The 24,559-nt window shown below is 65.4% G+C and carries 21 protein-coding genes and 6 tRNA genes; 19 read left to right on the top strand and 8 right to left on the bottom strand.

Annotated features, from left to right (window positions below):
• Nucleotides 1–181: 181 nt before the first annotated feature.
• The 5 genes from ppx to ACTJJM_RS04415 form a co-directional block, all read right to left on the bottom strand.
• Nucleotides 182–1,708, bottom strand: coding sequence for an exopolyphosphatase (gene ppx / locus ACTJJM_RS04435; RefSeq protein ID WP_010483920.1), 1,527 nt, complete (start codon nt 1,706–1,708; stop codon nt 182–184).
• Between the two features lie 309 nt (nt 1,709–2,017).
• A complete protein-coding gene (gene ppk1 / locus ACTJJM_RS04430; RefSeq protein WP_019337026.1) occupies nt 2,018–4,105 on the bottom strand; it encodes a polyphosphate kinase 1 in 2,088 nt (695 codons plus the stop codon).
• A gap of 4 nt (nt 4,106–4,109) precedes the next feature.
• Nucleotides 4,110–5,441 carry a phosphate regulon sensor histidine kinase PhoR gene (gene phoR, locus ACTJJM_RS04425; RefSeq protein ID WP_005415460.1) on the bottom strand — a complete coding sequence of 444 codons (1,332 nt, stop codon included), beginning with the start codon at nt 5,439–5,441 and terminating at the stop codon, nt 4,110–4,112.
• A 106-nt stretch (nt 5,442–5,547) separates the two neighbouring features.
• Complete coding sequence (gene phoB / locus ACTJJM_RS04420) at nt 5,548–6,237, bottom strand: phosphate regulon transcriptional regulator PhoB (RefSeq protein WP_005408258.1); 690 nt, start codon at nt 6,235–6,237, stop codon at nt 5,548–5,550.
• 116 nt (nt 6,238–6,353) lie between these two features.
• Entirely contained in the window at nt 6,354–8,054 is a 1,701-nt protein-coding gene (locus tag ACTJJM_RS04415; RefSeq protein ID WP_262103075.1) for a M48 family metalloprotease, read from the bottom strand.
• Nucleotides 8,055–8,142: 88 nt separating this feature from the next.
• Between ACTJJM_RS04415 and grxC the strand changes: the two genes are divergently transcribed.
• From grxC to ACTJJM_RS04385, 6 genes are all read left to right on the top strand, one after another.
• On the top strand, nt 8,143–8,433 hold the full coding sequence (gene grxC, locus ACTJJM_RS04410) for a glutaredoxin 3 (RefSeq protein WP_010483913.1): 291 nt from the start codon (nt 8,143–8,145) through the stop codon (nt 8,431–8,433).
• Nucleotides 8,430–8,822, top strand: coding sequence for a carboxymuconolactone decarboxylase family protein (locus ACTJJM_RS04405; protein ID WP_065199551.1), 393 nt, complete (start codon nt 8,430–8,432; stop codon nt 8,820–8,822). The genes grxC and ACTJJM_RS04405 overlap by 4 nt, the downstream gene beginning before the upstream one ends.
• A 243-nt stretch (nt 8,823–9,065) precedes the next feature.
• Nucleotides 9,066–10,070, top strand: coding sequence for an isocitrate dehydrogenase (locus ACTJJM_RS04400; protein WP_019659534.1), 1,005 nt, complete (start codon nt 9,066–9,068; stop codon nt 10,068–10,070).
• 200 nt (nt 10,071–10,270) lie between these two features.
• The gene (locus tag ACTJJM_RS04395) at nt 10,271–11,014 is read left to right on the top strand and encodes a cysteine hydrolase family protein (protein ID WP_010483907.1); all 744 of its coding nucleotides are present in this window, start codon (nt 10,271–10,273) and stop codon (nt 11,012–11,014) included.
• 53 nt (nt 11,015–11,067) lie between these two features.
• Nucleotides 11,068–11,976, top strand: coding sequence for a LysR family transcriptional regulator (locus tag ACTJJM_RS04390; protein WP_010483905.1), 909 nt, complete (start codon nt 11,068–11,070; stop codon nt 11,974–11,976).
• Between the two features lie 25 nt (nt 11,977–12,001).
• On the top strand, nt 12,002–12,751 hold the full coding sequence (locus tag ACTJJM_RS04385) for a sulfite exporter TauE/SafE family protein (RefSeq protein ID WP_010483903.1): 750 nt from the start codon (nt 12,002–12,004) through the stop codon (nt 12,749–12,751).
• Nucleotides 12,752–12,811: 60 nt separating this feature from the next.
• Here the strand turns inward: ACTJJM_RS04385 and ACTJJM_RS04380 are convergent, their stop codons facing one another.
• Nucleotides 12,812–13,570 (bottom strand): Bax inhibitor-1/YccA family protein, encoded by a 759-nt coding sequence (locus tag ACTJJM_RS04380; RefSeq protein ID WP_010483901.1) that lies wholly within the window; start codon nt 13,568–13,570, stop codon nt 12,812–12,814.
• Nucleotides 13,571–13,750: 180 nt separating this feature from the next.
• Here ACTJJM_RS04380 and ACTJJM_RS04375 point away from each other — a divergent pair.
• Together ACTJJM_RS04375 and ACTJJM_RS04370 are read left to right on the top strand one after the other, a co-directional pair.
• Nucleotides 13,751–13,827, top strand: a tRNA-Pro gene (locus ACTJJM_RS04375).
• A 39-nt stretch (nt 13,828–13,866) separates the two neighbouring features.
• Nucleotides 13,867–13,943, top strand: a tRNA-Arg gene (locus ACTJJM_RS04370).
• 326 nt (nt 13,944–14,269) lie between these two features.
• Here the strand turns inward: ACTJJM_RS04370 and ACTJJM_RS04365 are convergent.
• A complete protein-coding gene (locus ACTJJM_RS04365) occupies nt 14,270–14,692 on the bottom strand; it encodes a hypothetical protein (protein WP_065427980.1) in 423 nt (140 codons plus the stop codon).
• A 75-nt stretch (nt 14,693–14,767) separates the two neighbouring features.
• Nucleotides 14,768–15,688 carry a hypothetical protein gene (locus ACTJJM_RS04360; protein ID WP_049454898.1) on the bottom strand — a complete coding sequence of 307 codons (921 nt, stop codon included), beginning with the start codon at nt 15,686–15,688 and terminating at the stop codon, nt 14,768–14,770.
• 527 nt (nt 15,689–16,215) lie between these two features.
• Between ACTJJM_RS04360 and ACTJJM_RS04355 the strand changes: the two genes are divergently transcribed.
• From ACTJJM_RS04355 to ACTJJM_RS04305, 11 genes are all read left to right on the top strand, one after another.
• Nucleotides 16,216–16,347 carry a hypothetical protein gene (locus tag ACTJJM_RS04355; protein WP_019336556.1) on the top strand — a complete coding sequence of 44 codons (132 nt, stop codon included), beginning with the start codon at nt 16,216–16,218 and terminating at the stop codon, nt 16,345–16,347.
• Between the two features lie 168 nt (nt 16,348–16,515).
• Nucleotides 16,516–16,592 (top strand) — tRNA-His (locus tag ACTJJM_RS04350).
• A 79-nt stretch (nt 16,593–16,671) separates the two neighbouring features.
• Nucleotides 16,672–16,747: transfer RNA gene (locus ACTJJM_RS04345), tRNA-Lys, on the top strand.
• A gap of 420 nt (nt 16,748–17,167) precedes the next feature.
• Nucleotides 17,168–17,476 carry a hypothetical protein gene (locus ACTJJM_RS04340; protein ID WP_311068958.1) on the top strand — a complete coding sequence of 103 codons (309 nt, stop codon included), beginning with the start codon at nt 17,168–17,170 and terminating at the stop codon, nt 17,474–17,476.
• Nucleotides 17,477–17,617: 141 nt separating this feature from the next.
• Nucleotides 17,618–17,702: transfer RNA gene (locus tag ACTJJM_RS04335), tRNA-Leu, on the top strand.
• Between the two features lie 189 nt (nt 17,703–17,891).
• The gene (tig, locus tag ACTJJM_RS04330) at nt 17,892–19,187 is read left to right on the top strand and encodes a trigger factor (RefSeq protein WP_010483893.1); all 1,296 of its coding nucleotides are present in this window, start codon (nt 17,892–17,894) and stop codon (nt 19,185–19,187) included.
• A gap of 76 nt (nt 19,188–19,263) precedes the next feature.
• Entirely contained in the window at nt 19,264–19,890 is a 627-nt protein-coding gene (gene clpP, locus ACTJJM_RS04325) for an ATP-dependent Clp endopeptidase proteolytic subunit ClpP (RefSeq protein WP_004146318.1), read from the top strand.
• Between the two features lie 126 nt (nt 19,891–20,016).
• Nucleotides 20,017–21,306 (top strand): ATP-dependent Clp protease ATP-binding subunit ClpX, encoded by a 1,290-nt coding sequence (clpX, locus tag ACTJJM_RS04320; RefSeq protein ID WP_019336555.1) that lies wholly within the window; start codon nt 20,017–20,019, stop codon nt 21,304–21,306.
• 142 nt (nt 21,307–21,448) lie between these two features.
• Complete coding sequence (gene lon, locus ACTJJM_RS04315) at nt 21,449–23,902, top strand: endopeptidase La (RefSeq protein ID WP_053442573.1); 2,454 nt, start codon at nt 21,449–21,451, stop codon at nt 23,900–23,902.
• Nucleotides 23,903–24,119: 217 nt separating this feature from the next.
• Nucleotides 24,120–24,392: an HU family DNA-binding protein gene (locus ACTJJM_RS04310; protein WP_004146343.1), complete on the top strand. Its 273-nt coding sequence runs from the start codon at nt 24,120–24,122 to the stop codon at nt 24,390–24,392.
• 11 nt (nt 24,393–24,403) lie between these two features.
• A tRNA-Val gene (locus ACTJJM_RS04305) sits at nt 24,404–24,478 on the top strand.
• Nucleotides 24,479–24,559: the final 81 nt, after the last annotated feature.

Here is a 24,559-nt window from a genome sequence, read left to right as displayed (position 1 = left end):
GTCGATTTGTACCAAGCTTCATCGTCAGATTTCACGAAAGCTCAACAAAAGCAGTCGCTTAGCTGTAGCCCTGAATGCGCTCCCCCGACATGATCTGCTGCATCGCAGCAGGTCAACGGGGGGCGCATGCGCGAATCGTAACGGTGTGTGACCTTCTTCCCCTCGTGGGAAAGCGTGAGCCTCAGGCCACGAACGGCCGGAACTGGATGCCCAGCCCGGCGATGCCGTCGGTCTCGCCGATCAGATCGGCGCGCAGCAGCGGCCGGGCATCGATGAAGGCCTGCGGCACGATCAGCGACAGGCGGTTGTCGTCGGCGGTCAGTTCCAGCGCGGGCAGTGGATCGTCCTCATGGGCACGATTGAGCAGCACCGCCAGGCGCAGCAGGGCGGCCAGCCGGCGAGCGGTCAGCAACAGGCGCTCGGGCAGGGCGTCGAAGGCGGTCTTGGTTACGCTGCGGCGATGGCTGCGCACCAGCGCGGCCAGCATCTGCTGTTCCTGCCGCGAGAAGCCGGCGATATCCGAGTGTTCCAGTACGTAACTGCCATGCACGTGGTAGCCGCTGTGCGCGATCATCAGGCCCAGCTCGTGCAGGCGTGCGGCCCAGCCGAGCATCCGCGCGTCGTCGGCATCGAGCCGCCAGCGTTCCTGCACCTGTTCCAGCAGTGACAGCGCGGTGTCCTGCACGCGATCGGCCTGCACGGTATCGATGCCGTAGCGCTGGCTGAGTGCGGACACCGATTCATCGCGCAGGTCGTTTTCGCCAGCGCGGCCGACGATGTCGTACAGGATGCCTTCGCGCATCGCCGCCTTGCTGACCAGCAGCTTCTGCAGGCCCAGTGCCTGGAAGGCGGCCTCCAGCACCAGGATGCCGCCGGCGATGATCGGGCGGCGGTCGCTGGACAGGCCCGGCAACTGGATGTCGTCGATCTTCTTGGCCTTCAGCAGTTCGTCGCGCAGCTGGGGCAGGGCCTCGGCGGTGATCGCGCCCTTGCTCAGCTTCATCGTGGCGCAGATCTCGCTGATCGCCTTGTGCGTGCCGGACGAGCCCAAGGCTTCCTGCCAGCCCAGCGCGCGGTACTTGCTGGCGAAGGGCTGGAACTCGCGGCCGATCTCGGCCAGTGCGTCCTTCCAGCGCTTCTTGCTCAGCTTGCCGCCGGGGAAGAAGCGCCGGGTGCTGGCGATGCAGCCGGCCTGCAGGCTTTCGCGCTCCAGGGTCTGCATGCCCATGCCGATGATGAATTCGGTGGAGCCGCCGCCGATGTCGATCACCAGCCGGCGCTGGCCGGGCTTGGGCGGTTGCGCGTGGGCCACGCCCAGGTAGATCAGGCGCGCTTCTTCGCGGCCGCTGACCACTTCGATGGCATGCCCGAGCGCGGTTTCGGCGGGAACCAGGAACGACTGCGGCGAGCGCAGCTGGCGCACGGTGTTGGTGGCCAGTGCACGTACCCGGTGCGGCGGCACGTTGCGGATGCGCTGGCCGAAGCGGGCCAGGCATTCCAGCGCGCGCTGCCGCGCAGCGGAGGAGAGCCCACCTTTGCCATCCAGGCCATCGGCCATGCGCACGGTCTCGCGCAGGCGGTCGATCACCCGCAGCTGGCCGAGCGTGTAGCGCGCGATGACCATGTGGAAACTATTGGAGCCAAGGTCGATGGCGGCCAGCAGGTCGCCATCCTGCAATGCGGGCGGAGTCGTGGTGGTATGCGGCATGGACGAATGTTAGCCGAAGGGGCGGTGTGCTCGTCACCGCGCGGTCTTCACATTTTGGAAGAGGGGAGTGCGGCAGGGCTGCGCCCTGCACCCGCCGAATCAACGGCAACGGCTAAAGCAAAAGCAAAAGCAAAAGCGGGCTATCTGTAGGATGGCGGGGTGGGTCCGATGGCAGGGGACGCCGTTAACCCGTCCATGGGGGCTTGGTCGCCGCATCCATGCGGCTCACACCCCTGCCACCGGACCCACCCCGCCTTCGACAGAATTCCGCTGCTGTTGGTAGGTGTCGACCTTGGTCGACACACCGGGTTACAGCCCCTGCATCAATGCCATCTGCGCAGAATGCGGGGCTTCGTCGTGCGCCGGGGCACGCTTGTGGTAGATGCCGTCGGCGTCCAGCTCCCAGGCGTTGAGGTTGTCGTCCAGGTAGTTCTGCAGGACTTCGCGGTAGACCCGCTTGGCCAGCTCCGGGTCGAGGATCGGGAAGCACGTCTCGACACGGCGCAGCAGGTTGCGTTCCAGCCAGTCGGCGCTGGCGCAGTACATCTCCGGTGCGCCGTCGTTGCCGAACCAGTAGACGCGGCTGTGCTCCAGGAAGCGGCCGACGATCGAGCGCACGCGGATGTTGTCCGAGATGCCCGGTACGCCCGGGCGCAGGGTGCAGGCGCCGCGGATGATCAGGTCGATCTGCACGCCGGCCTGCGAGGCGGCGTACAGCGCGCGCACCACCTGCGGTTCGTTCAGTGCGTTCATCTTGGCGATGATCCGCGCCGGGCGGCCGGCGGCGGCGATGCGCGTTTCGCGCTCGATGCGGCCGAGGATGCCGGTGTGCAGGGTGAAGGGCGACTGCAGCAGGCGCTTGAGCTTCATCTTCGAGGCCAGCCCGGACAGCTGCTGGAACAGCAGGTGCACGTCGTTGCCGATGTCCGCATCGGCAGTGATCAGGCTGATGTCGGTGTACGCGCGGGCGGTGCCGCTGTGGTAGTTGCCGGTGCCCAGGTGCACGTAGCGGCGCAGTTTGCGGCCCTCGCGGCGCACGATCAGCAGCATCTTTGCGTGGGTCTTGTAGCCGACCACGCCGTACACCACCTGCACGCCGGCTTCCTGCAGGCGATCGGCCAGGCCCAGGTTGGCCTCTTCGTCGAAACGTGCGCGCAGTTCAACCACCACGGTCACGTCCTTGCCGTTGCGCGCGGCCTGGATCAGCGCGTCGACGATCAGCGAATCCTTGCCGGTGCGGTACAGGGTCTGCTTGATCGCCAGTACGTTGGGGTCGATCGCCGCCTGCCGGATCAGGTCCAGCACTGCGGTGAAGGCATCGAACGGGTGGTGCAGCAGCAGGTCCTGGCGCGCCGCCGTCTCGAAGATGCCGTCGCTGTCGCGCAGCGTGCGCGGGGTCATCGGCGGGTACTTCAGGTCCGGCTGCGCGATCAGGTCGTACAGCTGGATGATGCGGTTGAGGTTGACCGGGCCGTCGATGCGGTACACCGCGTTCTCGGTCAGGCCGAAATTCTGCAGCAGGGTGCGCACGATGTCGCGTGGCATGTCCTGCGCGATTTCCAGGCGCACCGCCGGCCGGTAGCCGCGGTCGACCAGTTCGTCGCGCAGTGCCAGCGCCAGGTTCTCCACTTCCTCCTCGTCCACCACCAGCTCGGAGTTGCGGGTAACGCGGAACTGGTAGGCCCCCTGCACTTCCATGCCGGGGAACAGCTCATCGACGAAGGTGGACAGCACCGACGACAGGAACACGAAGTTCTGCGATCCGCCGAGCTTCTCCGGCAGCTGGATGATGCGCGGCAGCGAGCGCGGCGCACGTACGATGGCCAGATGGCCGGCGCGGCCGAACGCGTCGGTGCCCTTCAGCACCACCACGATGTTCAGCGACTTGTTGAGGATCTTCGGGAACGGATGCACCGGGTCCAGGCCCAGCGGCGACAGCACCGGCATGATCTCGTTGCGGAAGTAGGCGCGCAGCCAGCGCTTCTGGCGGTCGGTCCAGGAATGGCGGCCGAGCACGCCGATGCCGGCCTCCATCAGCGCCGGGCGCAGCGTCTCGTTCCAGCAGCGGTACTGCTGGTCCACCAGTTCCGCGGCGCGGTCGTGGATGGCATTGAGGATGGCCTGCGGGCTCATCCCGTCCGGTGCCGGCGGCAGGCCGAATTCCTGCGCGTGGCGCACGGCGGCGGCGCGGATCTCGAAGAACTCGTCCAGGTTGGTGCAGGAGATGCACATGAAACGCAGCCGCTCCAGCAGCGGCACCTGCGGGTCCATCGCCTGGGCCAGCACGCGGAAATTGAAATCCAGCTGCGACAGTTCGCGGTTGATGTAGAGCGCCGGGTCACGCAGCGGATCGTTGTCCGGGCTCACGGGGAGGGGGAGGGATCCGAGGCTGCTCATGGCGTCATTCTTCGATGGAAGTCAGGGGGGCGGACTCGCGCGGGCGCACGTGGTCGGCATCGAAATGGCAGGAAAACACCGAGCCCTTGCCAACCTCGCTTTCAATCTCCAGCCGCGCATGGTGCAGGCCGAGGATGTGCTTGACGATGGACAGGCCCAGGCCGGTACCACCGCTTTCGCGGGAGCGGCTGCTGGAGACACGGTAGAAACGTTCGGTCAGGCGCGGCAGGTGGGTGGCCGGGATGCCGTAGCCGGAATCGCGCACTGCCAGCACGGCGCCGTCGCCTTCGCGGCGGAATTCCACGGCGATGCGGCCACCGGCCGGCGTATAGCGCACCGCGTTGGTGACCAGGTTGGAGAAGGCGCTGTGCAGTTCCTTGGTCGAGCCCTGCAGGTCAACGCCGGCAAGATCGTCGATGCTGATCTGGTGGCGGCCCTGGCTGTGCGCTTCGGCTTCGCGGCGCAGGGTGGCCAGCATCGGCTGCATGGCCACGGTCTCTTCCTCGCTGTGTTCCTGCGACTCGAGGCGCGACAGCGTCAGCAGGTCTTCCACCAGCTGGGCCATGCGCTGGCTCTGCTTGCGCATTTCTTCCAGCATCGGACCGGTTCCCGGGAAATCCTCCGGGTCCATCATGTCCAGGTAGCCGTGGACCACGGTGAGCGGCGTGCGCAGCTCGTGTGAAACGTTGGCGACGAAGTCGCGGCGCACCTGCTCCAGGCGCAGCAGCTTGCTGACATCGCGGGCGATCAGCAGCCAGTAATCGGAGGAATAGGGAATCAGGCGCAGGTTCAGGCGGATCGCCGGGTCGACCGGCGAGGGCACGTCCAGGATCGGCTCGGCATTGCGGCCACCAGCCAGCCAATGCGCCAGCGGCATCGGTTGCAGGCGTTCGACCAGGGCCTCGCCGAGGTCGCCCGGATGATGCAGGCCGAGCAGGGCGGTGGCCGCTTCGTTGAACCACTGCACACGCTGGCTGTTGCGATCCAGCACCACCACGGCATCGGGCAGCGCGGCGGCGGCGGCGCGGTAGCTGCGCAGCATGTCCAGCAGGCGGCGCTTGCGCACGCGCATTTCCACCTGGTTGCGGTACAGCAGGCGGTCCAGCTCGTTCCAGACGCCGGTGCCTTCTTCGGCGGTGTCCCAGCGCTGGCGCGCGGTCAGCCGGCGCAGCACGCTGCGCAGGCGCCAGTAATGCCATGCCAGCGTGGCCAGTGCGCCCAGTGCGATGCACAACCACAGATGGCCCGTGAACCACCCCACCAGTCCGGCGAACAGCAGTACCGCGGCAACGGTGGCCAGGGTCTTCAACCAGGCAGAGCGGATGTGGCGGGGCATTGCGATCTCGTCGTTGAGGTGCGGCGGTTCACTGGGGTGAACCGAGGGTTATAGCAGAGTTGCCGGCGCCGGCACCCGCAGGTGCGTGGCGCCGGCACGACGAGACTCAGGTAGCAGTGGAGAAGCGGTAGCCGGCGCCGCGCACGGTCTGCACCATGTTTTCGGCGTTGAACGGTTCCAGCGTCTTGCGCAGGCGGCGGATGTGCACGTCGATGGTGCGCTCCTCCACGTACACGCTGCCGCCCCACACGTGGTCCAGCAGCTGGGCGCGGGTGTAGACGCGCTCGGGGTGGGTCATGAAGAAGTGCAGCAGGCGGTATTCGGTGGGGCCGATCGGCACCGGCTGGTCGTTGGCGAACACGCGATGGGCGGCACCGTCGATGCGGATCGGGCCGACGGCCACGCTGCCGTCCTCGTCATCTTCGCGGGCGCGGCGCATCACCGCACGGATGCGGGCCAGCAGTTCGCGCGCCGAGAACGGCTTGACCACATAGTCGTCGACGCCAGCTTCAAGGCCACCGACGCGATCGTTCTCTTCGCCGCGGGCGGTCAGCATGATGATCGGCACTTCGCGGGTCAGGGTTTCCTTGCGCCAGCGGCGGGCCAGGTCCAGGCCGCTGGTGCCGGGCAGCATCCAGTCCAGCAGGATCAGGTCGGGAACGCGGTCGGCGATGGCGGTCTGGGCCTCACGGGCGTCGCCGGCGTGGACCGGTTCGTAATCGCCCTTGCGCAGGGCGAAGGCGACCATTTCACGGATCGCGGGCTCGTCATCGACGATCAGGATGCGTTTCTGCACGAGGACACCGTAGGGCTCGGTTACTGGAGTGGTGCCAGTAGACTACGGTTTGATGACATGTTTGTGACTGCCTGGCCGGAACCGGCCTGGATTGCCATCGGCCGGTCATGCAGCGCTCAGCGGCGGTCCAGATCCGGGTCCTGCACGCCCTGGCGGCGCAGCTCCAGCACGGTGGGGGTGATCGCCTCGATGCGCGCATCCACCCGTGCCCGGCCGACATAGTCCAGCGCCGGGTTGCGCTTGAGCGCCTGCAGCTGCATCAGCGACTGTTCCGGGCGGCCGCTGAGGAAGGCCGCCTCGGCGTAGGCCTCGCTGGCACGCACGCTGTCGCCGGCCAGTTCGCTGGCGCGGGCGTACCGCTGCTGGAAGACCGGATCGTTACCGCTTTGCGACAGCAGGGGCCGCAGCATGGCCTGCGCGCGCTGGCCGGCCTCGCGGCTGCCCTGTTCGTTCAGGATCTCGGCATAGGTCAGCGCCACCGGACGGCTGTTGGGGTGCTGGCGCAGCAGCTGCTCGAAGCGGCTGTTGGCCTGGGCGGTCTGGCCCGCACGCGATTCGGCCTCGCCCAGCCCCAGTGCCAGCCACAGATTGTCCGGGCGGGTCTGCAGCAGGCCTGCCAGGGTCTGCCGGGCCTGGGCGGCGCCGGCGCGACCGCTGCGCATCACCGCCAGCGCCTGGCCATAGCGCTGGGCATCGTTGAGGCCGTCCTTCTGGCGCTTGGCCAGATCGGCGTACTCGCGTTCCAGCTCGGGGGTGGAGTCCGCGCTGAGCACGCGCAGGCGCTCGCGCGCCCAGTCGAAGTCGCCACTGGCGCCGCGGCTGAGCTGGCCCATCGGGATGCGCAGCACGCTGCTGGGCAGCAGCGGGTTGTTTCCGCGCAACAGGGGTTCGGCCAGGCTGGGATCGGTCGGGTCCACGCGCTCCCTGCGCTCGCCACTGGGGGTGGTGGTGGTCAGCAGCACCGTGTCCTTCTTCATCTGCTCGGCGCGGGCCTTGGCCTCGCTGATGCGGGTGATGTTGACCGGGTGGGTGCGCAGGAACTCGGGCACGCTGTAGCCGCCCTCGTTGCCGCGCATCGCCGATGCCATCCGCTCGAAGAAGCCGGCCATGGCATCCACGTCGTAGCCACTGCGCGACAGGGTGCGGATGCCGAGGCGGTCGGCCTCGGACTCGTTGGAGCGGGTGTAGTTGATCTGCCGCTGCTGCATCAGGCCCATGCCGGAACTGATCGCGGCCATCGTTGCGTTGCCGGAGGAGGTGCTGTTGCTGGCCTGCGCGGCCACCACCGCCGCCAGCATGCCGAGCAGGATCGGGATCTGGTCGCGCTGGGCGCGCTCGACTCCGCGCAGCACATGCTGCTGGGTGACGTGGGCGATTTCGTGCGACAGCACCGCGGCCACTTCGTCTTCGCGCTCGGCGGTCAGCACCAGGCCGGCGTTGACCCCGATGTAGCCGCCCAGGGTGGCGAAGGCGTTGATCTGGCGGTCCTTCATCACGAAGAACGTGTAAGGCTGGCGCGGCTGGTCGCTGTTGGAGCCGAGGCGGGTGCCCATGGTCTGCAGCCAGTCGTTCACCAACGGGTCGTCCAGCAGGTAGCCGTAGTTGCGCAGCTCACGCAGCATCATGGCGCCGTACTCGGCCTGGCGCGCCGGGGTCAGCAGCTCGCCCGCCGACGAGCCGATGTCGGGCAGCTTCTCCTGGGCCTGGGCCAGCGGCATGGCCAGGGCCAGGGTGACGGCGGTAGTCAGCAGCAGGGCTCGCAAGCAGAAGGTCCTCGGGCAGGGCGCGCCAAGCGTGGCAGGCCGGGGGGCAACCATTCGTTAATCCACAGTGTTGCGGCGGTGGCGTGGAAATTCCAGCGCACCGGTACCATATGTAGACCGTCGATCCATCGTGGAGTTTCCCGTGACAGCCCAGACCGCCGGCGGTGCCCCCGCCATCACCATCTATTCCACCGCCGTCTGCCCGTACTGCGTGGCCGCCAAGAACTTCCTGAAGAGCAAGGGCCAGCAGTGGACCGAGGTCCGCATCGACCTGGACCCGGTCGAGCGCGAGAAGATGATGGCCAAGACCCGCCGTACCAGCGTGCCGCAGATCTTCGTCGGCGACGTCCATGTGGGCGGCTACGACGACATGATGGCCCTGCACCGTGAAGGCAAGCTCGAGCCGCTGCTGGCCGGGCAGGGCCAGGCATGAGCGCGGCCGACGACGGCAGCAAGGACCGCATCGCCGAGTTCACCGCGTTCCGCAAGCGCATGAACGAGCGCATCCTGGGCGAGCCGAACCAGGTGGTGCGGCGCTTCTTCGCGCTGGACACGCAGACCTACCAGGCCGGTGCGCTGGACGTGAAGACCAAGGAACTGCTGGGCCTGGTGGCCTCGATGGTGCTGCGCTGCGACGACTGCATCAGCTACCACGTGGCCCAGTGCAAGGACGCCGGGGTGACCCGCGAGGAGTTCTTCGAGACCTTCTCGGTCGGCCTGGTGGTGGGCGGCTCGATCGTGATCCCGCACCTGCGCCGCGCGGTCGACTTCCTCGACCAGCTCGAAGGCGGCGCCGCCGCCCCGGCAGCGCACGAACACTGAGGTAGCGCCGGGGCATTTCCCGCGATCCAACCGCCCAAGAGCCCCTTCTTGTTGAAGGGGCGCGCCGACAGGCGGGGGTAGAGGAGAAATGCGCGGGCAATTATGCCTTTGCCGGGGTCAGGACCATGGTCTACTTGGGTAGCCGGGCCCGGCTAAGGCATAATTGCCGGTGAAACTTCCTTTGCGCCGGCGTTTCCGGGCACGTCCGGACGGCGTTTTTCCCCCTGTTCGGAACATCGATCAATGACGCAGAAAATTACGGTCATCCGCGGCGACGGCATTGGCCCGGAAATCATGGACGCCACCCTGTTCGTGCTCGACCAGCTCAAGACTGGCCTGGAGTACGAAGACGCCGACGCCGGCCTGGTGGCCCTGGAAAAGCACGGCGACCTGATGCCGGCGGTGACCCTGGAATCGATCGCGCGCAACAAGGTCGCGCTGAAGAGCCCGCTGACCACCCCGGTCGGTGGTGGTTTCACCTCGATCAACGTCAGCCTGCGCCGTCACTTCGACCTGTACGCCAACGTGCGTCCGGCCCACACCTTCCCGAACACCAAGTCGCGTTTCGACAACGTCGACCTGATCACCGTTCGTGAGAACACCGAAGGTGCGTACCTGGCCGAAGGCCAGGAAGTGTCGGCCGACGGCGAGACCGCCTTCTCCGGCACCCGCATCACCCGCAAGGGCTCCGAGCGCATCGTGCGCTATGCCTTCGAGCTGGCCAAGAGCACCGGCCGCAAGAAGGTCACCGCCGTGCACAAGGCCAACATCATCAAGTCGACCTCGGGCCTGTTCCTGAATGTCGCCCGTGAAGTGGCCGCGCAGTACCCGGACATCGAATTCCAGGAAATGATCGTCGACAACTGCTGCATGCAGCTGGTGATGCGTCCGGAACAGTTCGACGTGATCGTCACCACCAACCTGTTCGGCGACATCATCTCCGACCTGTGCGCCGGCCTCGTCGGCGGCCTGGGCCTGGCCCCGGGTGCCAACATCGGCAAGGATGCGGCGATCTTCGAAGCCGTGCACGGCACCGCGCCGGACATCGCCGGCCAGGGCAAGGCCAATCCGTGTGCGCTGCTGCTGGCAGCCGCGCAGATGCTGGACCACGTCGGCCAGCCGGAAAACGCCGAGCGCCTGCGCAAGGCCATCGTGGCGACCATGGAAGCCAAGGACTCGCTGACCGGCGACCTGGGCGGCACCGGCACCACCATGAGCTTCGCCAAGGCCATCGCCAGCCGCCTGTAAGCGGCCGGTCGGCCTCGGTTGGATCCCAGCGGGGCGCCTTCGGGCGCCCCGTTGCGTTTTCCGGTAGATCCACGCCATGCGTGGATGACGGAATGATCGGTTGTGCGGTTTTCGCACAGGTCATGTGCCCCCGCACGGCTGGTTCGTGCGCCAATCGCTCCGCATCCTGTGCCCCACACCCACCGCACAGGAACCCTCCCATGAACCTCACCGCCTTCGGCCTGGCCAGCCTGATCGGCATGGCCGCCACCGCCCCGGTCGCTGCCGCCGAACCGTCCCATCCCACCATCCGCCACATGGCCGGCGCGCCGGTCGCGGCCTCGCTGGATGCAGCGAAGACCGCCGTGCTGGTGATCGACTTCCAGAACGAATACTTCGATGCCAGCGCCGCGCCCGGCTTTGCTGGTGGCCGCATGGTCATTCCCGATGGCGTGGCCGCACTGCGCCAGGCCAGGCGGGTGGTCGAGTTCGCCGATGCTCACGGCATCCGCGTGATCCACGTGCAGCATGTGCTGCCGGCCGGCGCACCGCTGTTCGCGCAGGGCAGCGTCAATGCCGCCTTCCATCACGACCTGAAGCCGCGCAAGGGTGAGACCGTGGTGCAGAAGGACAATGTCAGCGTGTTCGCTGGCAACTCGGCCGCGGTGCTCGACACGGTGCTGAAGGATGCCGGCATCGACACGCTGATCGTCACCGGCCTGCAGACCCATGCCTGTGTGGCCGGTGCTGCGCGCGACGCGGCGGCGGCACCGCGCGGCTACCGGGTGATCGTATCGTCCGATGCCAGCGCCAGCCGCGACCTGGACCTGGCCAGTGGCCAGCGCATCGATCATCGCGCGCTGCATGACGCCTCGCTGGCGCAGATCGAAGACGCCTTCGGTGATGTCATGAACACCGACGCGATCCTGGCGCTGCCGGTGCGCAAGGCCGGCGACGGCGCTTGATAAGCTGGTGGGGCCCGCATGCCGTGGGCCCCGTCACCTGGAGTCGCTCGCCGATGGATCACTTCGCCGCCCTGCGTGCGCTGCGCGCCATCGTCGACGCAGGCAGCTTCACCGCTGCGGCTGAACGCCTGGGCACGACCCACTCGGCGATGTCACGGCAACTGCGGCAGCTTGAAGATCACCTGCAGGTTCGCCTGCTCGATCGCAACAGTCGGCGGCTGTCGTTGACCGAAGCCGGGCGCGACTATCACCGGGAGGCCGGCGTGCTGCTCGATCGCCTGCAGGAAGCGGACGACCGCGCGCGCGCCGGGCAGGCGCAGCCCAGTGGCGCCGTACGCATCAGCGTGCCGCAGGTGGTCGCCAGCCAGGAGCTGCCCCAGTGGCTGCCGTCGTTCCTGCAGCGCTACCCGCAGGTCTCGCTGGACCTGTCGGCCGATGATCAACTGGTCGACGTGGTGGGGGGCGGTTTCGACCTGGCTCTTCGCATCGCGCCCTCGTTGCCGGACAGCCAGCTGGTCGCGCGCGAACTGGCCAGCTGCCCGCGCATCCTGGTTGCTGCGCCGGCCTATCTGGCACGTCGTGGTCTGCCGCGACAGGCTGCAGATCTCGAACAACATACGCTGCTGGGATTCAGTCCCACGCCGTCAATGCCGCCCTGGCAGCTGCAGGGGCCGCGCGGTGCCAGCGTGAGCATCGAGGCCGGCCAGCGCCTGCGCGTGGATGCCACGCCCGCGCTGTATGCCGCGGCGTTGGCCGGAATGGGCATCAGCCTGTTCACCGCACTGACCGTACAGGAGGACCTGCGCGCCGGTCGTCTGATCCGCGTGTTGCCGGCCTGGCATGCCGGGCAGCGCCGCTACTTCGCGCTGTATCCGCATGCACGTGCGCTGGCGCCGAAAGTGCGTGCGCTGGTCGAGCACCTCGCGGCGCACTACGCTGCACAGGTGGGCGCGGCAGGATAGTCGCGCGGCTGCAACCGAGGTGGTGATGGAGTCGGTGTATCTGCTGGTCGCGCTGGGCGCGATCGTCGCCGGATTCGTGCAGGGCCTGTCCGGCTTCGCCTTTGGCATGGTGGCGATGTCGTTCTGGGCATGGGGACTGGAGCCGCGGCTGGCGGCGACGCTGTCGGTGTTTGGTGCGCTGGTCGGTCAGCTGGTGGCTGTGTTCACCGTGCGCCGTGGCTTCAACCTGCGCCTGTTGCTGCCCTTCGTCTTGGGCGGGCTGGCCGGCATTCCGCTGGGCGTGATGGTGCTGCCGCAGCTGGACATGGACTGGTTCAAGGCGCTGCTGGGCGGCTTCCTGGCGCTGTGGTGCCCGGTGATGCTGATGACGCGCTCGTTGCCTCCGGTCCGCGTCGGCGGCCGTATCGGTGATGCGATCGCTGGCATGGCCGGTGGCGTGCTCAGTGGCATTGGCGGCTTTGCCGGGCCGGTGCCGACGTTGTGGAGCACCCTGCGAGGCTTCGGCAAGGACGAACAGCGCGCGGTCATCCAGAACTTCAACCTGGCGATGCTGGCGGTGACCATGGCCACCTATGTCGGCAGCGGCCTGGTCAGCCGGCAGATGCTGCCGTATTTCGCCATCGTGGCACCGGCCATGCTGGTGCCGACCCTGCTGGGTGCAAGGGTCTACATCGGCATCAGCGAGGCGCGCTTCCGGCAGCTCGTGCTGGGCCTGCTGACCGCGTCAGGCATCGCGTTGCTGGCATCGTCGCTGCCGGTGCTGCTGGCGCGCTGAGGGAGGAACGACAAAGGGCGCCACGAAGGGCGCCCTTTGTCGTCTATTGCATGTTGCGGCTCAGCGCTGCTGGATTTTCGACAGCAGGCGCAGGAATTCAACGTACAGCCAGACCAGGGTCACCATCAGGCCGAATGCGCCATACCACTCCATGTACTTCGGTGCACGCTGGGCGACACCGGTCTCGATGAAGTCGAAGTCCAGCACCAGATTCAGCGCGGCCACGACCACCACGAACAGGCTGAAGGCGATGCCCAGCCAGCTGGAGTCATGGATCACCGGCACGTCGATGTTGAAGAAGCCCAGCACGAACGACGCCAGGTAGAGCAGGGCGATGCCGCCAGTGGCCGCGACCACGCCCATCTTGAAGTTCTCGGTGGCCTTGATCAGGCCGCTGCGGTACGCGAACAGCAGCGCAAACAGAGTGCCGAAGGTCAGCAGCACGGCCTGGAACACGATGCCCGGGAACTTGGCGTTGAACACGGCCGAGATGGCGCCGAGGAACAGGCCTTCCACCAGCGCGTACATCGGCGCGGTGACCGGCGACCATTCCTTCTTGAAGACGGTGATCAGCGCCAGCACCAGGCCGCCGATGGCGCCGCCCATGGCATACAGCCTGGCACCAGGCAAAACCTGACCGTAGTCGCCGATGGTCTGGTTCCAGGCGAAAGCGGCCGTCAGCACGGTCAACAGCAGCAGGAAACCGGTCTTGTTGACGGTGCCGTTGAGGGTCATTGCCTGGTCGGGGCTGGTCACCACCGAGCCGCTGGCGAGGTCGAGGAAGGTGGACTCGGAAAGAGCCGGGTTGCCGCTGCGCATGCGCGTTCTCCGTGCGAATGAGGGTCTGGACGGCCATCCGGCCGATGGGCGTGAGCATAGCCGATGACTGCTTTCGGCGTTGTGGCAGGCGCCGGATCTGCACATCCTGCGTTGACAGTTCCCAATGCGCTTGGCGACAATGACCAACTCCCCGGGCATGGCCCGAGGGGATTGCAAGACCGGGGTATAGCGCAGTCTGGTAGCGCGCCTGCTTTGGGAGCAGGATGTCGGGGGTTCGAATCCCTCTACCCCGACCAATCCCACATCACGTCGGATTGGACACCGTTCCGGTTCGGGCGCCCGTAGCTCAACTGGATAGAGCACCGGCCTTCTAAGCCGGCGGTTACAGGTTCGATTCCTGTCGGGCGCGCCATTGGAATCAATGGTTTATGAACTCACGCCCGCGAACATCGGTTCCCATTCGATGGCTGGGCAATCCTGGGTGGCGAGCATTCCACCTTCCTCTTTTCCGATGAAAGATGCCCTTTGCCTGGGGGGCAGTCGCACGGCGTGATGCCAAGCGGGTTGCGGTGAACCTGCGTCTGGCGATGATCGGCTCACTCCGCAGGTGCTTGAGCAGCGCCGCCTGGGTTGGGGCAATGTGCCCGGCAACGAAAAAAAGCCAGCGCTATGCGCTGGCCTTTCCCAAGTCGCGATGGTCGCGATGGACGCACTCTGGTCGAGTGCGCCCTGGATGGATCACATCTGTTCCAGTTCGCCCACCCGGACCTTGCCGCCACCGCAGTTGCCGTGGCAGCCGCCGCTGATCGGGCCGCTGCCACCGCCGCCGCCGCCACCACCACCGCCGCCACCACCACCGCCCCGGGAGTTGGGCGGGAGGACGGTCGAAATCACTTCGCCGGAGTCGAAACCTGCACCTCGCCACGTGTAGTTGACGCAGGAAATACCGTTGCAGACGGTCAGGACATCGCCGGTCTGGACTCGCGTCTGGGCTGTCCAGACGGTGGTCCGGCCGTCATTGAGCTTCTGGACCTCTTGGGAAAGCTGCTGGTTGGTCACCGGATCGGGATACGGGGTTGTCAGCGTGCATCCGGCGGTGCAGTTGATGACGCCAGGAAGCTTTTTCGCTTGAAGACTCCCGGCTGCCATGAACAGCAGCACGCCTGCAATGGCGGGAATGGAGTTTCTACCAAGCGAAGGGATAATCCCAATCAGTCTAGCTTTCACAATAGGTCCTTATCGTGGGATGCAACAGTTCTTGAAGATTTCGTTCGATGAAATGCGGGCTTTCTCTTTCTCTTGGCTGCTCAGGTTTTTCTCATGGTTGGCAATGTCAGTGGTGGTGGCAAAACGTGGGTCCAGCCGGTTGAGGACGCGGGTGTACGCCAGGGCGGCAACGGGATCCGCAGGAACGATGCCGCCATACGTGTAGGCCATCGCCATGTCGCTGATGACATTGACGTTCCCTTGTGATTCCAGTTCGCGCAGATATCCGGTGGCGGTGTCCTTCCACGCCTCGAGCGCCGCGGGATCACGGATTGCGTCATCAAGCGAACCGATGACTTTCTCCGGCGATCGCGAGTAAGCGCGCATCGCTTCCTGCGAGCCCATGGCGGCGGCCTTCGAAAGCCAATCGGCGTGATAGATGTCCTGATCCAGAGCCAGCGACTCGCACTCTTTGAGGATTCGTTCCGATCGCTCCAGGAACCAGTTGCCGGACCCGACCGTGGTGGCTGAATCCGCCAGCTTGTCAGCGCGATCCGAGATGAAGGTCTGGCACTGCTCGATGGTTCGATAGATTTCGTAGGTTGCCGTGGCATCTCCGGATTCGGAGCGCAGCATCAGTTGCTTGACGTGGGCGAGCGCGTCACCGGGAGGCCGGAACTCATTGCCTCTTACGATCTCGTAGGCTTTGGGGCCCACCGCCTTGTACGAGCCCGGCGGGATCTTGTTGTCCCGCTCCAGCCTCTGCGCGGCCGCCGCACCTGACGCCGGAAGCTGCCTTCCCTGGTCGGGCCTTTCATCAAGGCTGCCACTGTTCCCGGATTCCTCTGCCGTGGCATCGGCAGCTGGCTGCTGCCGGTAGCCGTACATTGCAACGGCTGCCACTGCCAGCACCGCTGCCAGCGTGACGAATCCGATTAGCCGCTTGCTCATCTATTGATCTCACCTTCATTGCAGGAACCGGCATGGTTGCAAACGCGCGCCTCGCGTTCCATGTCCTGCAGCTAACGTTGTATGAATGGATCTCCCCCATTCCCGTTTGAGATTCATTCACGATTCGTTCACCAATCGTTCACGCCGTCGGGAGTGCGTCCGACCATGGCGAGCTGTTTGCCTGCGCCTGACCTTCGGCGCAGGCGGCACGCACCTTCTGGCGCTCGGCATGAGATGCAGTTTGGAAAGGCGCGGGAGAGGTAGAGCAGGTGCTGGCCGAAGTGCATCGTCTGCGCAGTTGCCAACGGCGGCTTGCCCTGTACTGCGGCGGTGTCACCTCGCTGGCGTTGACTGGCCTTCTGACGGGGCGACGGACCAACGCAGTGCGTCGATCGACGTGATCGAAACGATGTTGCCGATGGACAGCGGCGGCCGATGTTCTCGGCCGAAGATGAGCGCTTGCACGCGCAGGTGTGCAAGCCATTACCCGTCGTGTGTTTCCTGGCAGGACGCAGTCGCACAATGCGATGTTTCAGCTGCTCGACGGAGCGGGCCAGCCTCGCCAGCAGTTGCAGGTCACGCCGAAGGGGGAGGCCACGCTGTCATTCCTGGACGAGCACGGGGACGCCGTGCGTGTGATCTCGGCCGAGCAGCTCTGATCTCCTGTTCCGGCCCCTGCACATCAATGTGAAGAAGTGCTTGCAATTCCTTCGCGACTCCCGGAAAATGCCGGACTCGCTTCGGGGGACGGACTTCTGGTTCGGCCCTGTAGCAAAGCATCAAGTTCCAACGTCAGCCTCATCGGCGGTGGAGCGAAAGTTTCAGTGGTGGCTGTAGCTCAGTTGGTTAGAGTACCGGATTGTGATTCCGGTGGTCGGGGGTTCGAATCCCCTCAGCCACCCCACTGATTCAACCGCATCGGCGCAGCCGAAACGGTATTGCAATAAACAGAAAGCACGCTACAATGTGCGTCTGAGTTTCACGGGCCGTTAGCTCAGTTGGTAGAGCAGTTGACTCTTAATCAATAGGTCCAAGGTTCGAATCCTTGACAGCCCACCAGACGAAAGCCACTTGGTTCGCCAAGTGGCTTTTTTCTTGCCTGTTCGCCGGGTGGCGTCTGCAGATACCAGCGGTGCTGGCTGGAGTGGAGCCCCCTTGAGTCAAGGGGGCGCGGCGAAGCCGCGGGGATGTGGGGGCTGGTGAAGTGGGGCCCGCACTTTGCCATGCAAAGCGTGGGGCTGCGGCGCGAATGCGCAGCAGCTTCCCCTTGGTTCGCCAAGTGGCTTTTTTCTTGCCTGTTCGCCGGGTGGCGTTTCATCCGCGCATGGCGTGGATCTACTGAAGCGATGCTGAAATCAGGGGCATACGCGTCATCAGTGTTTTCAATGCTGTGCGCTGCTTCTCACCGCGCTGCGCCCTTCATCGCACCCAATGGATCTTCCGCGCCGAGGGCGCATGCATATACGAAGGAAGATCCAGATGGCCGATATGAAACGACTGCACCGGGGGCTGTGGGTTTCATTTGCGTTGCTGGTGTTGGTGGCCTGCGCGCCGGAACGTGATCCGGCGCAGACCATGGAGCGCGATGCAGGTACAGGGGCGGTTCCGGCGCGCCCGGTCGGTGACACCATGCAGATGCAGCCGGCGCAGCCGGTGGAGGGTGAGGCTGCGCCGGAGGCGATGGGGCTGCGTCGCACCGACAAGGGTGGCGTGGACATCCGCAAGGTGGATGTGGCGGCCGGGCAGGGCGCTGACGCACCTGCGTCCCCTGCCGAGGCGAAGCACTGAGTCGCCGCCGTCCCGAACGGTCGCACGACCTTCGGGGCGGCCTTTGGCGCGGGCAATGAGCACAGGGCTGTCATGTTCAGTTTTGTGCAGGCCTTCCGATTCCCGCCGTCGCCTGCGACAATGAATGCCTGAGCCGGCCACGCGAAAGTGGCGGAATTGGTAGACGCCCTGGATTTAGGTTCCAGTGCCGCAAGGCGTGGGGGTTCGAGTCCCCCCTTTCGCACCAGTGCCGGCCTGTCCCCGCCCTGATCGGGCCATCGACGCCCACTTGACCGGCACGCGCTGGCAGTGCAGGCCGAATTGGGCGAAACTAAAGGGCTGCGGCAAGCAGGCGCGTCCCAGACGTCGTGTCCTTACAACCGTTTCATCCCAATCATCGAGCCGGGGGCGTGGGCCACCGGTGGCAGGAGTCAACATGCAAGCTTCGATCGAATCCACCGGCAACCTGGAACGCCGCCTGAGCTTCTCGCTGCCGGAAGAGCGTCTGCAGAGCCACATCGTCGGCCGCCTGGGCGAAATCGCCCGTACCACCCGCATCAAGGGTTTCCGTCCGGGCAAGGTGCCGGCCAAGGTGATCGAGCAGCGCTTCGGCGCGCAGGTCCGTGGTGAGGCGCTGGACGGCCTGCTGCGCGAAACCTTCGACGCGGCCGTGCGCGAGCACGACCTGCGCATCGTCGGCAGCCCGCGCATCGACAAGGGCGACGAGGGTGAGTTCTCCTTCGTGGCCACCGTGGAAGTGGTGCCGGACTTCGGCGACATCGACGTCAGCAAGCTGACCGTCGTGCGCCATACCGCCGAGATCACCGACGCCGACATCGACCAGATGATCGAGAACCTGCAGAACCAGCGTCGCACCTGGGCCCCGGTCAGCCGTGGCGCGCAGGACGGTGACCTGGTCGCGGTGGAAACCTGGTCGCAGGCCGGCGAAGAGCGCCTGCCGGCCGAAGGCACCGAGAAGGGTTCGATCGTGCTCGGCCAGGGCATGATGTTCGAGACCATCGAAAAGGGCCTGGTCGGCCTGGCCAAGGGTGAAGAGAAGACCCTGGACGTCGAGTTCCCGGCTGACTGGCGCGTGCCGGTGCTGGCCGGCAAGACCGTGCAGGTCACCGTCAAGGTTGCCGAAGTCTCCGAGCCGGTCGTGCCGGCGGTCGACGAAGCCTTCATCAAGAGCTTCGGCGTGAAGGGCGGCGACGTGGAGCAGTTCCGCAGCGACATCCGCGCCAACCTGGAGCGCGAGCTGAAGGGTGCCCTGATGAACCGCCTGCGCCGCGAGGTCGGCGAGCAGCTGATCGCCGCCTATTCCTCGGTGGAAATGCCGCCGCGCCTGGTCGAGAACGAAGCCCGCGCCATGCTGGCCCAGCAGGTCGAGCAGATCCGCCGCAACGGCCAGAACGTTGGCGAGATCCCGGCCGATGCCCACGAAGGCTTCAAGGAAGCGGCCGCCAAGCGCGTGCTGGTCGGCCTGCTGGTCGGTGAAGTGGCCCGCATCAACGACCTGCGCCTGGAAGCCAAGCGCCTGAACGAAACGATGCGTCTGATCGCTTCGACCTACGAAGAGCCGGAGCAGGTCATTGAGATGTACCGCAATGACCCCCAGCTGATGTCTGGCCTGCAGAACCGTGTGATGGAAGAGCAGGTGATCGACTGGATCGCCGAGCGTGCCCAGCACACCGAAGAGAAGCTGTCGTTCCAGGACGCGATCCGCCAGTAAGCCCGGGCGGATCACCGGATGCCCCGCGCCTTTGCCGGCGCGGGGTTGTTGCCCCCCAAGATAGGTACCTCACGTAATGGACAACCGAACCAAAGCCCTGAACCTGGTTCCGATGGTGGTCGAGCAGACCAGCCGCGGCGAGCGTGCCTACGACATCTATTCGCGCCTGTTGAAGGAGCGCCTGATCTTCCTCGTGGGCCCGATCGACGATCACATGGCCAACGTGGTGGTGGCGCAGTTGCTGTTCCTGGAATCGGAGAACCCGGAAAAGGACATCAACATCTACATCAACTCGCCGGGTGGCGTGGTCACCGCCGGCATGGCGATCTACGACACCATGCAGTACATCAAGCCGAATGTGAGCACCACCTGCATCGGCCAGGCGGCCTCGATGGGCGCCCTGCTGCTGGCCGCAGGCGAAGCCGGCAAGCGCTATGCGCTGCCGAACTCGCGTGTGATGATCCACCAGCCGTTGGGCGGCTACCAGGGCCAGGCCACCGACATCGACATCCACGCACGTGAGATCCTGACCCTGCGTTCGCGCCTGAACGAGGTGCTGGCCAAGCACACCGGCCAGTCGCTGGAGACGATCGCGCGTGACACCGAGCGCGACAACTTCAAGAGCGCCTTCGAGGCGCAGGCCTACGGTCTGGTCGACCAGGTCCTGGAGCGTCGTCCGGATGAGTCGATCCAGGCCGGCTGACCGGCCTTCACGGGGCCATGGAGGCCCCGTTCCTGCAGGGTCGAGCGGGACTGGTGTCCCCTCGGCCCTGTGCTATTCTCGAATCGAACCCCCGTTCAGCGGGTGGGGTAACTGGGTAAGCGAAGCATGAGCGAAGACCGCCAAGGTCGTTCCACGGACACCGGCAAGATCCTCTACTGCTCTTTCTGCGGCAAGAGCCAGCATGAAGTGCGCAAGCTGATTGCGGGTCCGAGCGTGTTCATCTGTGATGAATGCGTGGAGCTGTGCAACGACATCATCCGCGAGGAACTTGAGGAAAAGGCGCAGTCGGCGCGCAGTTCGCTGCCGAAGCCGCGCGAGATCCTCGAGGTGCTCGACCAGTACGTGATCGGCCAGAACCGCGCCAAGCGCACCCTGGCCGTGGCCGTGTACAACCACTACAAGCGCATCGAGAGCCGGCAGAAGAACGACGACGTCGAACTGGCGAAGTCGAACATCCTGCTGGTCGGCCCGACCGGTTCGGGCAAGACGCTGCTGGCCGAGACCCTGGCCCGCCTGCTCAACGTGCCGTTCACCATGGCCGACGCCACCACGCTGACCGAAGCCGGTTACGTGGGCGAGGACGTGGAGAACATCATCCAGAAGCTGCTGCAGAAGTGCGACTACGACGTCGAGAAGGCGCAGCAGGGCATCGTCTACATCGATGAAATCGACAAGATCTCGCGCAAGAGCGAGAACCCGTCGATCACCCGCGATGTGTCCGGCGAAGGCGTGCAGCAGGCCCTGCTGAAGCTGATCGAAGGTACCGTGGCCAGCGTTCCGCCGCAGGGCGGCCGCAAGCATCCGCAGCAGGAATTCCTGCAGGTGGACACCAAGAACATCCTGTTCATCTGCGGCGGCGCGTTCGCCGGGCTGGACAAGGTGATCCAGGCCCGTTCCACCGACGTCGGCAGCATCGGCTTCGGCGCCAAGGTGAAGAGCAGCGAGCGCAAGCAGGAAGTGGGCAAGGTGCTGGCCGAAGTCGAGCCGGAAGACCTGATCAAGTTCGGCCTGATCCCCGAGTTCGTCGGCCGCCTGCCGGTGGTGGCGACCCTGGAGGAGCTGGACGAGCCGGCCCTGATCAGGATCCTGACCGAGCCGAAGAACGCCATCACCAAGCAGTTCAAGAAGCTGTTCGAGATGGAGAGCGTCGAACTGGAGTTCCGTCCGGACGCGTTGTCGGCCATCGCCCGCAAGGCGCTCAAGCGCAAGACCGGCGCCCGTGGCCTGCGCACCATCGTCGAATCGGTCCTGCTGGACACCATGTACGACCTGCCGTCGCAGGAAAACGTCAGCAAGGTGGTGGTGGACGAATCGGTGATCGAGCACAAGTCCGAGCCGTACCTGATCTACCAGACCCCGGCGGCCCCTGAACAGAAGGCCGCAGGCGCTGAGTGATCCTTCCAGGTTGTTGATTGGAAAGGATTTTCAAGGAATGCCTTGCATCTGAAAGCCGATGGCCCCATAACGGGGCCATCGGCTTTTTTTGTCTCCGGAAGATGCCCTCCCGGAGGCGGTTTTCCCCTTCCCTGGAGCCCCCATGGCCCGTTCCCCAAGTGAAACCCTCGACCTGCCGGTCCTGCCGCTGCGCGACGTAGTGGTGTTCCCGCACATGGTCATCCCGCTGTTCGTCGGCCGTGACAAGTCCATGCACGCGCTCGAACAGGCAATGGAGGCGGACAAGCGCATCCTGCTGCTGGCGCAGAAGTCGGCCGAGACCGATGACCCGCATGCGGCCGACCTCTACCAGGTCGGTACGCTGGCGCAGGTGCTGCAACTGCTGAAGCTGCCCGACGGCACCATCAAGGTGCTGGTCGAAGGCCTGTCGCGCGTGCAGGTCACCCACGTCGACGAGCGCAACGGCTCGCTGCATGGGCAGGCGGTGGAAATTGACGCCACCGACGAGCGCGAAGCGCGCGAGGTCGAGGCGATCGCCCGCTCGCTGATGTCGCTGTTCGAGCAGTACGTCAAGACCAACCGCAAGCTGCCGCCGGAACTGCTGCAGACGCTGTCGGGCATCGATGAGCCGGCGCGCCTGGCCGACACCATCGCCGCGCACATCAGCGTGCGCCTGGCCGACAAGCAGCGCCTGCTGGAAACGCTGGCCGTCGGCGATCGCCTGGAGATGCTGGTCGGCCTGGTCGATGGCGAGATCGACGTGCAGCAGATGGAAAAGCGCATCCGCGGCCGCGTGAAGTCGCAGATGGAGAAGAGCCAGCGCGAGTACTACCTCAACGAACAGATGAAGGCCATCCAGAAGGAACTGGGTGACCTGGACGACGCGCCGGGCGAGCTGGAAGAGCTGGCCCGCAAGATCGCCGAAGCCGGCATGCCGAAGGCCGTTGAAGCCAAGGCACGCAACGAACTGAACAAGCTCAAGCAGATGTCGCCGATGTCGGCCGAAGCCGCGGTCGTGCGCAACTACCTGGAGTGGCTGCTGGGCGTGCCGTGGAAGAAGCGCAGCAAGGTGCGCAAGGACCTGAAGGTGGCGCAGGACACGCTCGATGCCGATCACTACGGCCTGGAGAAGGTCAAGGAGCGCATCCTTGAGTACCTGGCGGTGCAGTCGCGCGTGAAGCAGATGAAGGGCCCGATCCTGTGCCTGGTCGGGCCGCCGGGCGTGGGCAAGACCTCGCTGGGCCAGTCCATCGCCAAGGCCACCAACCGCAAGTTCGTGCGCATGTCGCTGGGCGGCGTGCGTGACGAGGCCGAGATCCGTGGCCACCGTCGTACCTACGTCGGTTCGATGCCGGGCCGCATCGTGCAGAACCTCAACAAGGTCGGCAGCAAGAACCCGCTGTTCGTGCTCGACGAGATCGACAAGATGTCGATGGACTTCCGTGGCGATCCGTCTTCGGCGCTGCTGGAAGTGCTCGACCCGGAGCAGAACAACGCGTTCAACGACCACTATCTGGAAGTGGATCTGGACCTGTCCGAAGTGATGTTCGTGGCCACCTCGAACTCGCTCAACATTCCGGGCCCGTTGCTGGACCGCATGGAAGTGATCCGCATCCCCGGCTACACCGAGGATGAGAAGCTCAACATCGCCACCCGCTACCTGGTGCCCAAGCAGATCAAGGCCAACGGCCTGCAGCCGGAAGAGCTGGAGATCGGCAGTGATGCCATCCAGGACATCGTGCGCTACTACACGCGCGAATCGGGCGTGCGCAACCTGGAACGCGAGATCGCCAAGATCTGCCGCAAGGTAGTGAAGGAGATAGCACTGGCCGGCCCGCAGCCGGCGGTGAAGGCGAAGAAGGGCACGAAGAAGTCCAAGGCGCTGGTGAGCGTGTCCAGCAAGAACCTGGACAAGTACCTGGGCGTACGTCGCTTCGACTTCGGCCGTGCCGAGGAAGAAAACGAGATCGGCCTGGTCACCGGCCTGGCCTGGACCGAAGTCGGTGGCGATCTGCTGCAGATCGAATCGACGCTGGTGCCGGGCAAGGGGCAGTTGATCCTGACCGGCCAGCTCGGCAACGTGATGAAGGAATCGGCGTCGGCGGCACTGTCGGTGGTGCGTTCGCGCGCCGTGGGCTTCGGCATCGACAGCGACTTCCTGCAGAAGCACGACGTGCATCTGCACGTGCCCGATGGCGCCACGCCGAAGGACGGCCCGAGTGCCGGTGCGGCAATGGTCACCTCGCTGGTGTCGATGCTGACCAAGGTGCCGGTGCGTGCCGACGTGGCGATGACCGGCGAGATCACCCTGCGTGGTCGTGTCACCGCCATCGGTGGCTTGAAGGAGAAGCTGCTGGCCGCACTGCGGGGCGGCATCCGCACGGTCATCATCCCGGAAGAGAACCGCAAGGACCTGGCCGACATTCCGGCCAACGTCACCCGCGATCTGGAGATCGTGCCGGTGAAGTACATCGAAGAAGTCCTGGACCTGGCGCTGGAGCGTCCGTTGGCACCGAAGAAGGCGCGCAAGAGTGCGCAACGTGTCACGGTGCGCAGCAAGGCCAAACCGAGTGGAAGCGCGCGCGTCAAGCATTGACGCGCGCTGTCCAATGGCCCGAAACCCGCGTCGTTGCTGGCTTTCCAGCTTGCGTGGGGGTAGGGCCACTGGTATAAAAGCAGCACTCGCGAATGAGTGATCGCTGTCAGCGATGACTGAATCGGCGAACCGTTTCCACATGGCGGCCGCATGCAGAAGGCATGCGGTTGCTTCCCTGTCGAATAAGCGGAACCCACCGCCAAAGGAGTTGTAGAGAATGAACAAGACCGAATTGATCGATGCCGTTGCTGAAGCTGCCGACCTGACCAAGGCCGAGTCCAGCCGCGCTGTCGATGCCGTCGTTGCTGCCGTCACCAAGGCGCTGAAGGACGGCGATGCGGTCACCCTGGTTGGCTTCGGTACCTTCCAGGTCCGCGACCGTGCTGCACGCACCGGCCGCAACCCGAAGACCGGCGACACCATCAAGATCGCTGCTTCGAAGAATCCGTCGTTCAAGGCTGGTAAGGCCCTGAAGGATGCTGTAAACTAAGCGGCTCGCTGGGGTGCTTAGCTCAGCGGTAGAGCGTCTCCTTTACACGGAGAGGGTCGGGGGTTCGAAACCCTCAGCACCCACCACAGCACCGCGGTAAAAGTTTGAGTGTGGAGCGGTAGTTCAGCTGGTTAGAATGCTGGCCTGTCACGCCGGAGGTCGCGGGT

Source organism: Stenotrophomonas sp. 22692, from assembly GCF_052045015.1.
Lineage (GTDB): Bacteria > Pseudomonadota > Gammaproteobacteria > Xanthomonadales > Xanthomonadaceae > Stenotrophomonas > Stenotrophomonas geniculata.
Note: the sequence above shows the minus strand (reverse complement) of the source record. Positions and strands in the feature narration are given on the sequence as shown.

Excerpts from the sequence above, each read along its gene's own strand:
- ppx (WP_010483920.1), bottom strand. The coding sequence starts at position 1,708 with ATGCCGCATACCACCACGACTCCGCCCGCATTGCAGGATGGCGACCTG.
- ppk1 (WP_019337026.1), bottom strand. The coding sequence starts at position 4,105 with ATGAGCAGCCTCGGATCCCTCCCCCTCCCCGTGAGCCCGGACAACGAT.
- phoR (WP_005415460.1), bottom strand. The coding sequence starts at position 5,441 with ATGCCCCGCCACATCCGCTCTGCCTGGTTGAAGACCCTGGCCACCGTT.
- ACTJJM_RS04415 (WP_262103075.1), bottom strand. The coding sequence starts at position 8,054 with ATGGTTGCCCCCCGGCCTGCCACGCTTGGCGCGCCCTGCCCGAGGACC.
- ACTJJM_RS04405 (WP_065199551.1), top strand. The coding sequence starts at position 8,430 with ATGAGCGCGGCCGACGACGGCAGCAAGGACCGCATCGCCGAGTTCACC.
- ACTJJM_RS04400 (WP_019659534.1), top strand. The coding sequence starts at position 9,066 with ATGACGCAGAAAATTACGGTCATCCGCGGCGACGGCATTGGCCCGGAA.
- ACTJJM_RS04395 (WP_010483907.1), top strand. The coding sequence starts at position 10,271 with ATGAACCTCACCGCCTTCGGCCTGGCCAGCCTGATCGGCATGGCCGCC.
- ACTJJM_RS04390 (WP_010483905.1), top strand. The coding sequence starts at position 11,068 with ATGGATCACTTCGCCGCCCTGCGTGCGCTGCGCGCCATCGTCGACGCA.
- ACTJJM_RS04385 (WP_010483903.1), top strand. The coding sequence starts at position 12,002 with ATGGAGTCGGTGTATCTGCTGGTCGCGCTGGGCGCGATCGTCGCCGGA.
- ACTJJM_RS04380 (WP_010483901.1), bottom strand. The coding sequence starts at position 13,570 with ATGCGCAGCGGCAACCCGGCTCTTTCCGAGTCCACCTTCCTCGACCTC.
- ACTJJM_RS04360 (WP_049454898.1), bottom strand. The coding sequence starts at position 15,688 with ATGAGCAAGCGGCTAATCGGATTCGTCACGCTGGCAGCGGTGCTGGCA.
- ACTJJM_RS04355 (WP_019336556.1), top strand. The coding sequence starts at position 16,216 with ATGTTTCAGCTGCTCGACGGAGCGGGCCAGCCTCGCCAGCAGTTGCAG.
- ACTJJM_RS04340 (WP_311068958.1), top strand. The coding sequence starts at position 17,168 with ATGGCCGATATGAAACGACTGCACCGGGGGCTGTGGGTTTCATTTGCG.
- tig (WP_010483893.1), top strand. The coding sequence starts at position 17,892 with ATGCAAGCTTCGATCGAATCCACCGGCAACCTGGAACGCCGCCTGAGC.
- clpP (WP_004146318.1), top strand. The coding sequence starts at position 19,264 with ATGGACAACCGAACCAAAGCCCTGAACCTGGTTCCGATGGTGGTCGAG.
- clpX (WP_019336555.1), top strand. The coding sequence starts at position 20,017 with ATGAGCGAAGACCGCCAAGGTCGTTCCACGGACACCGGCAAGATCCTC.
- lon (WP_053442573.1), top strand. The coding sequence starts at position 21,449 with ATGGCCCGTTCCCCAAGTGAAACCCTCGACCTGCCGGTCCTGCCGCTG.
- ACTJJM_RS04310 (WP_004146343.1), top strand. The coding sequence starts at position 24,120 with ATGAACAAGACCGAATTGATCGATGCCGTTGCTGAAGCTGCCGACCTG.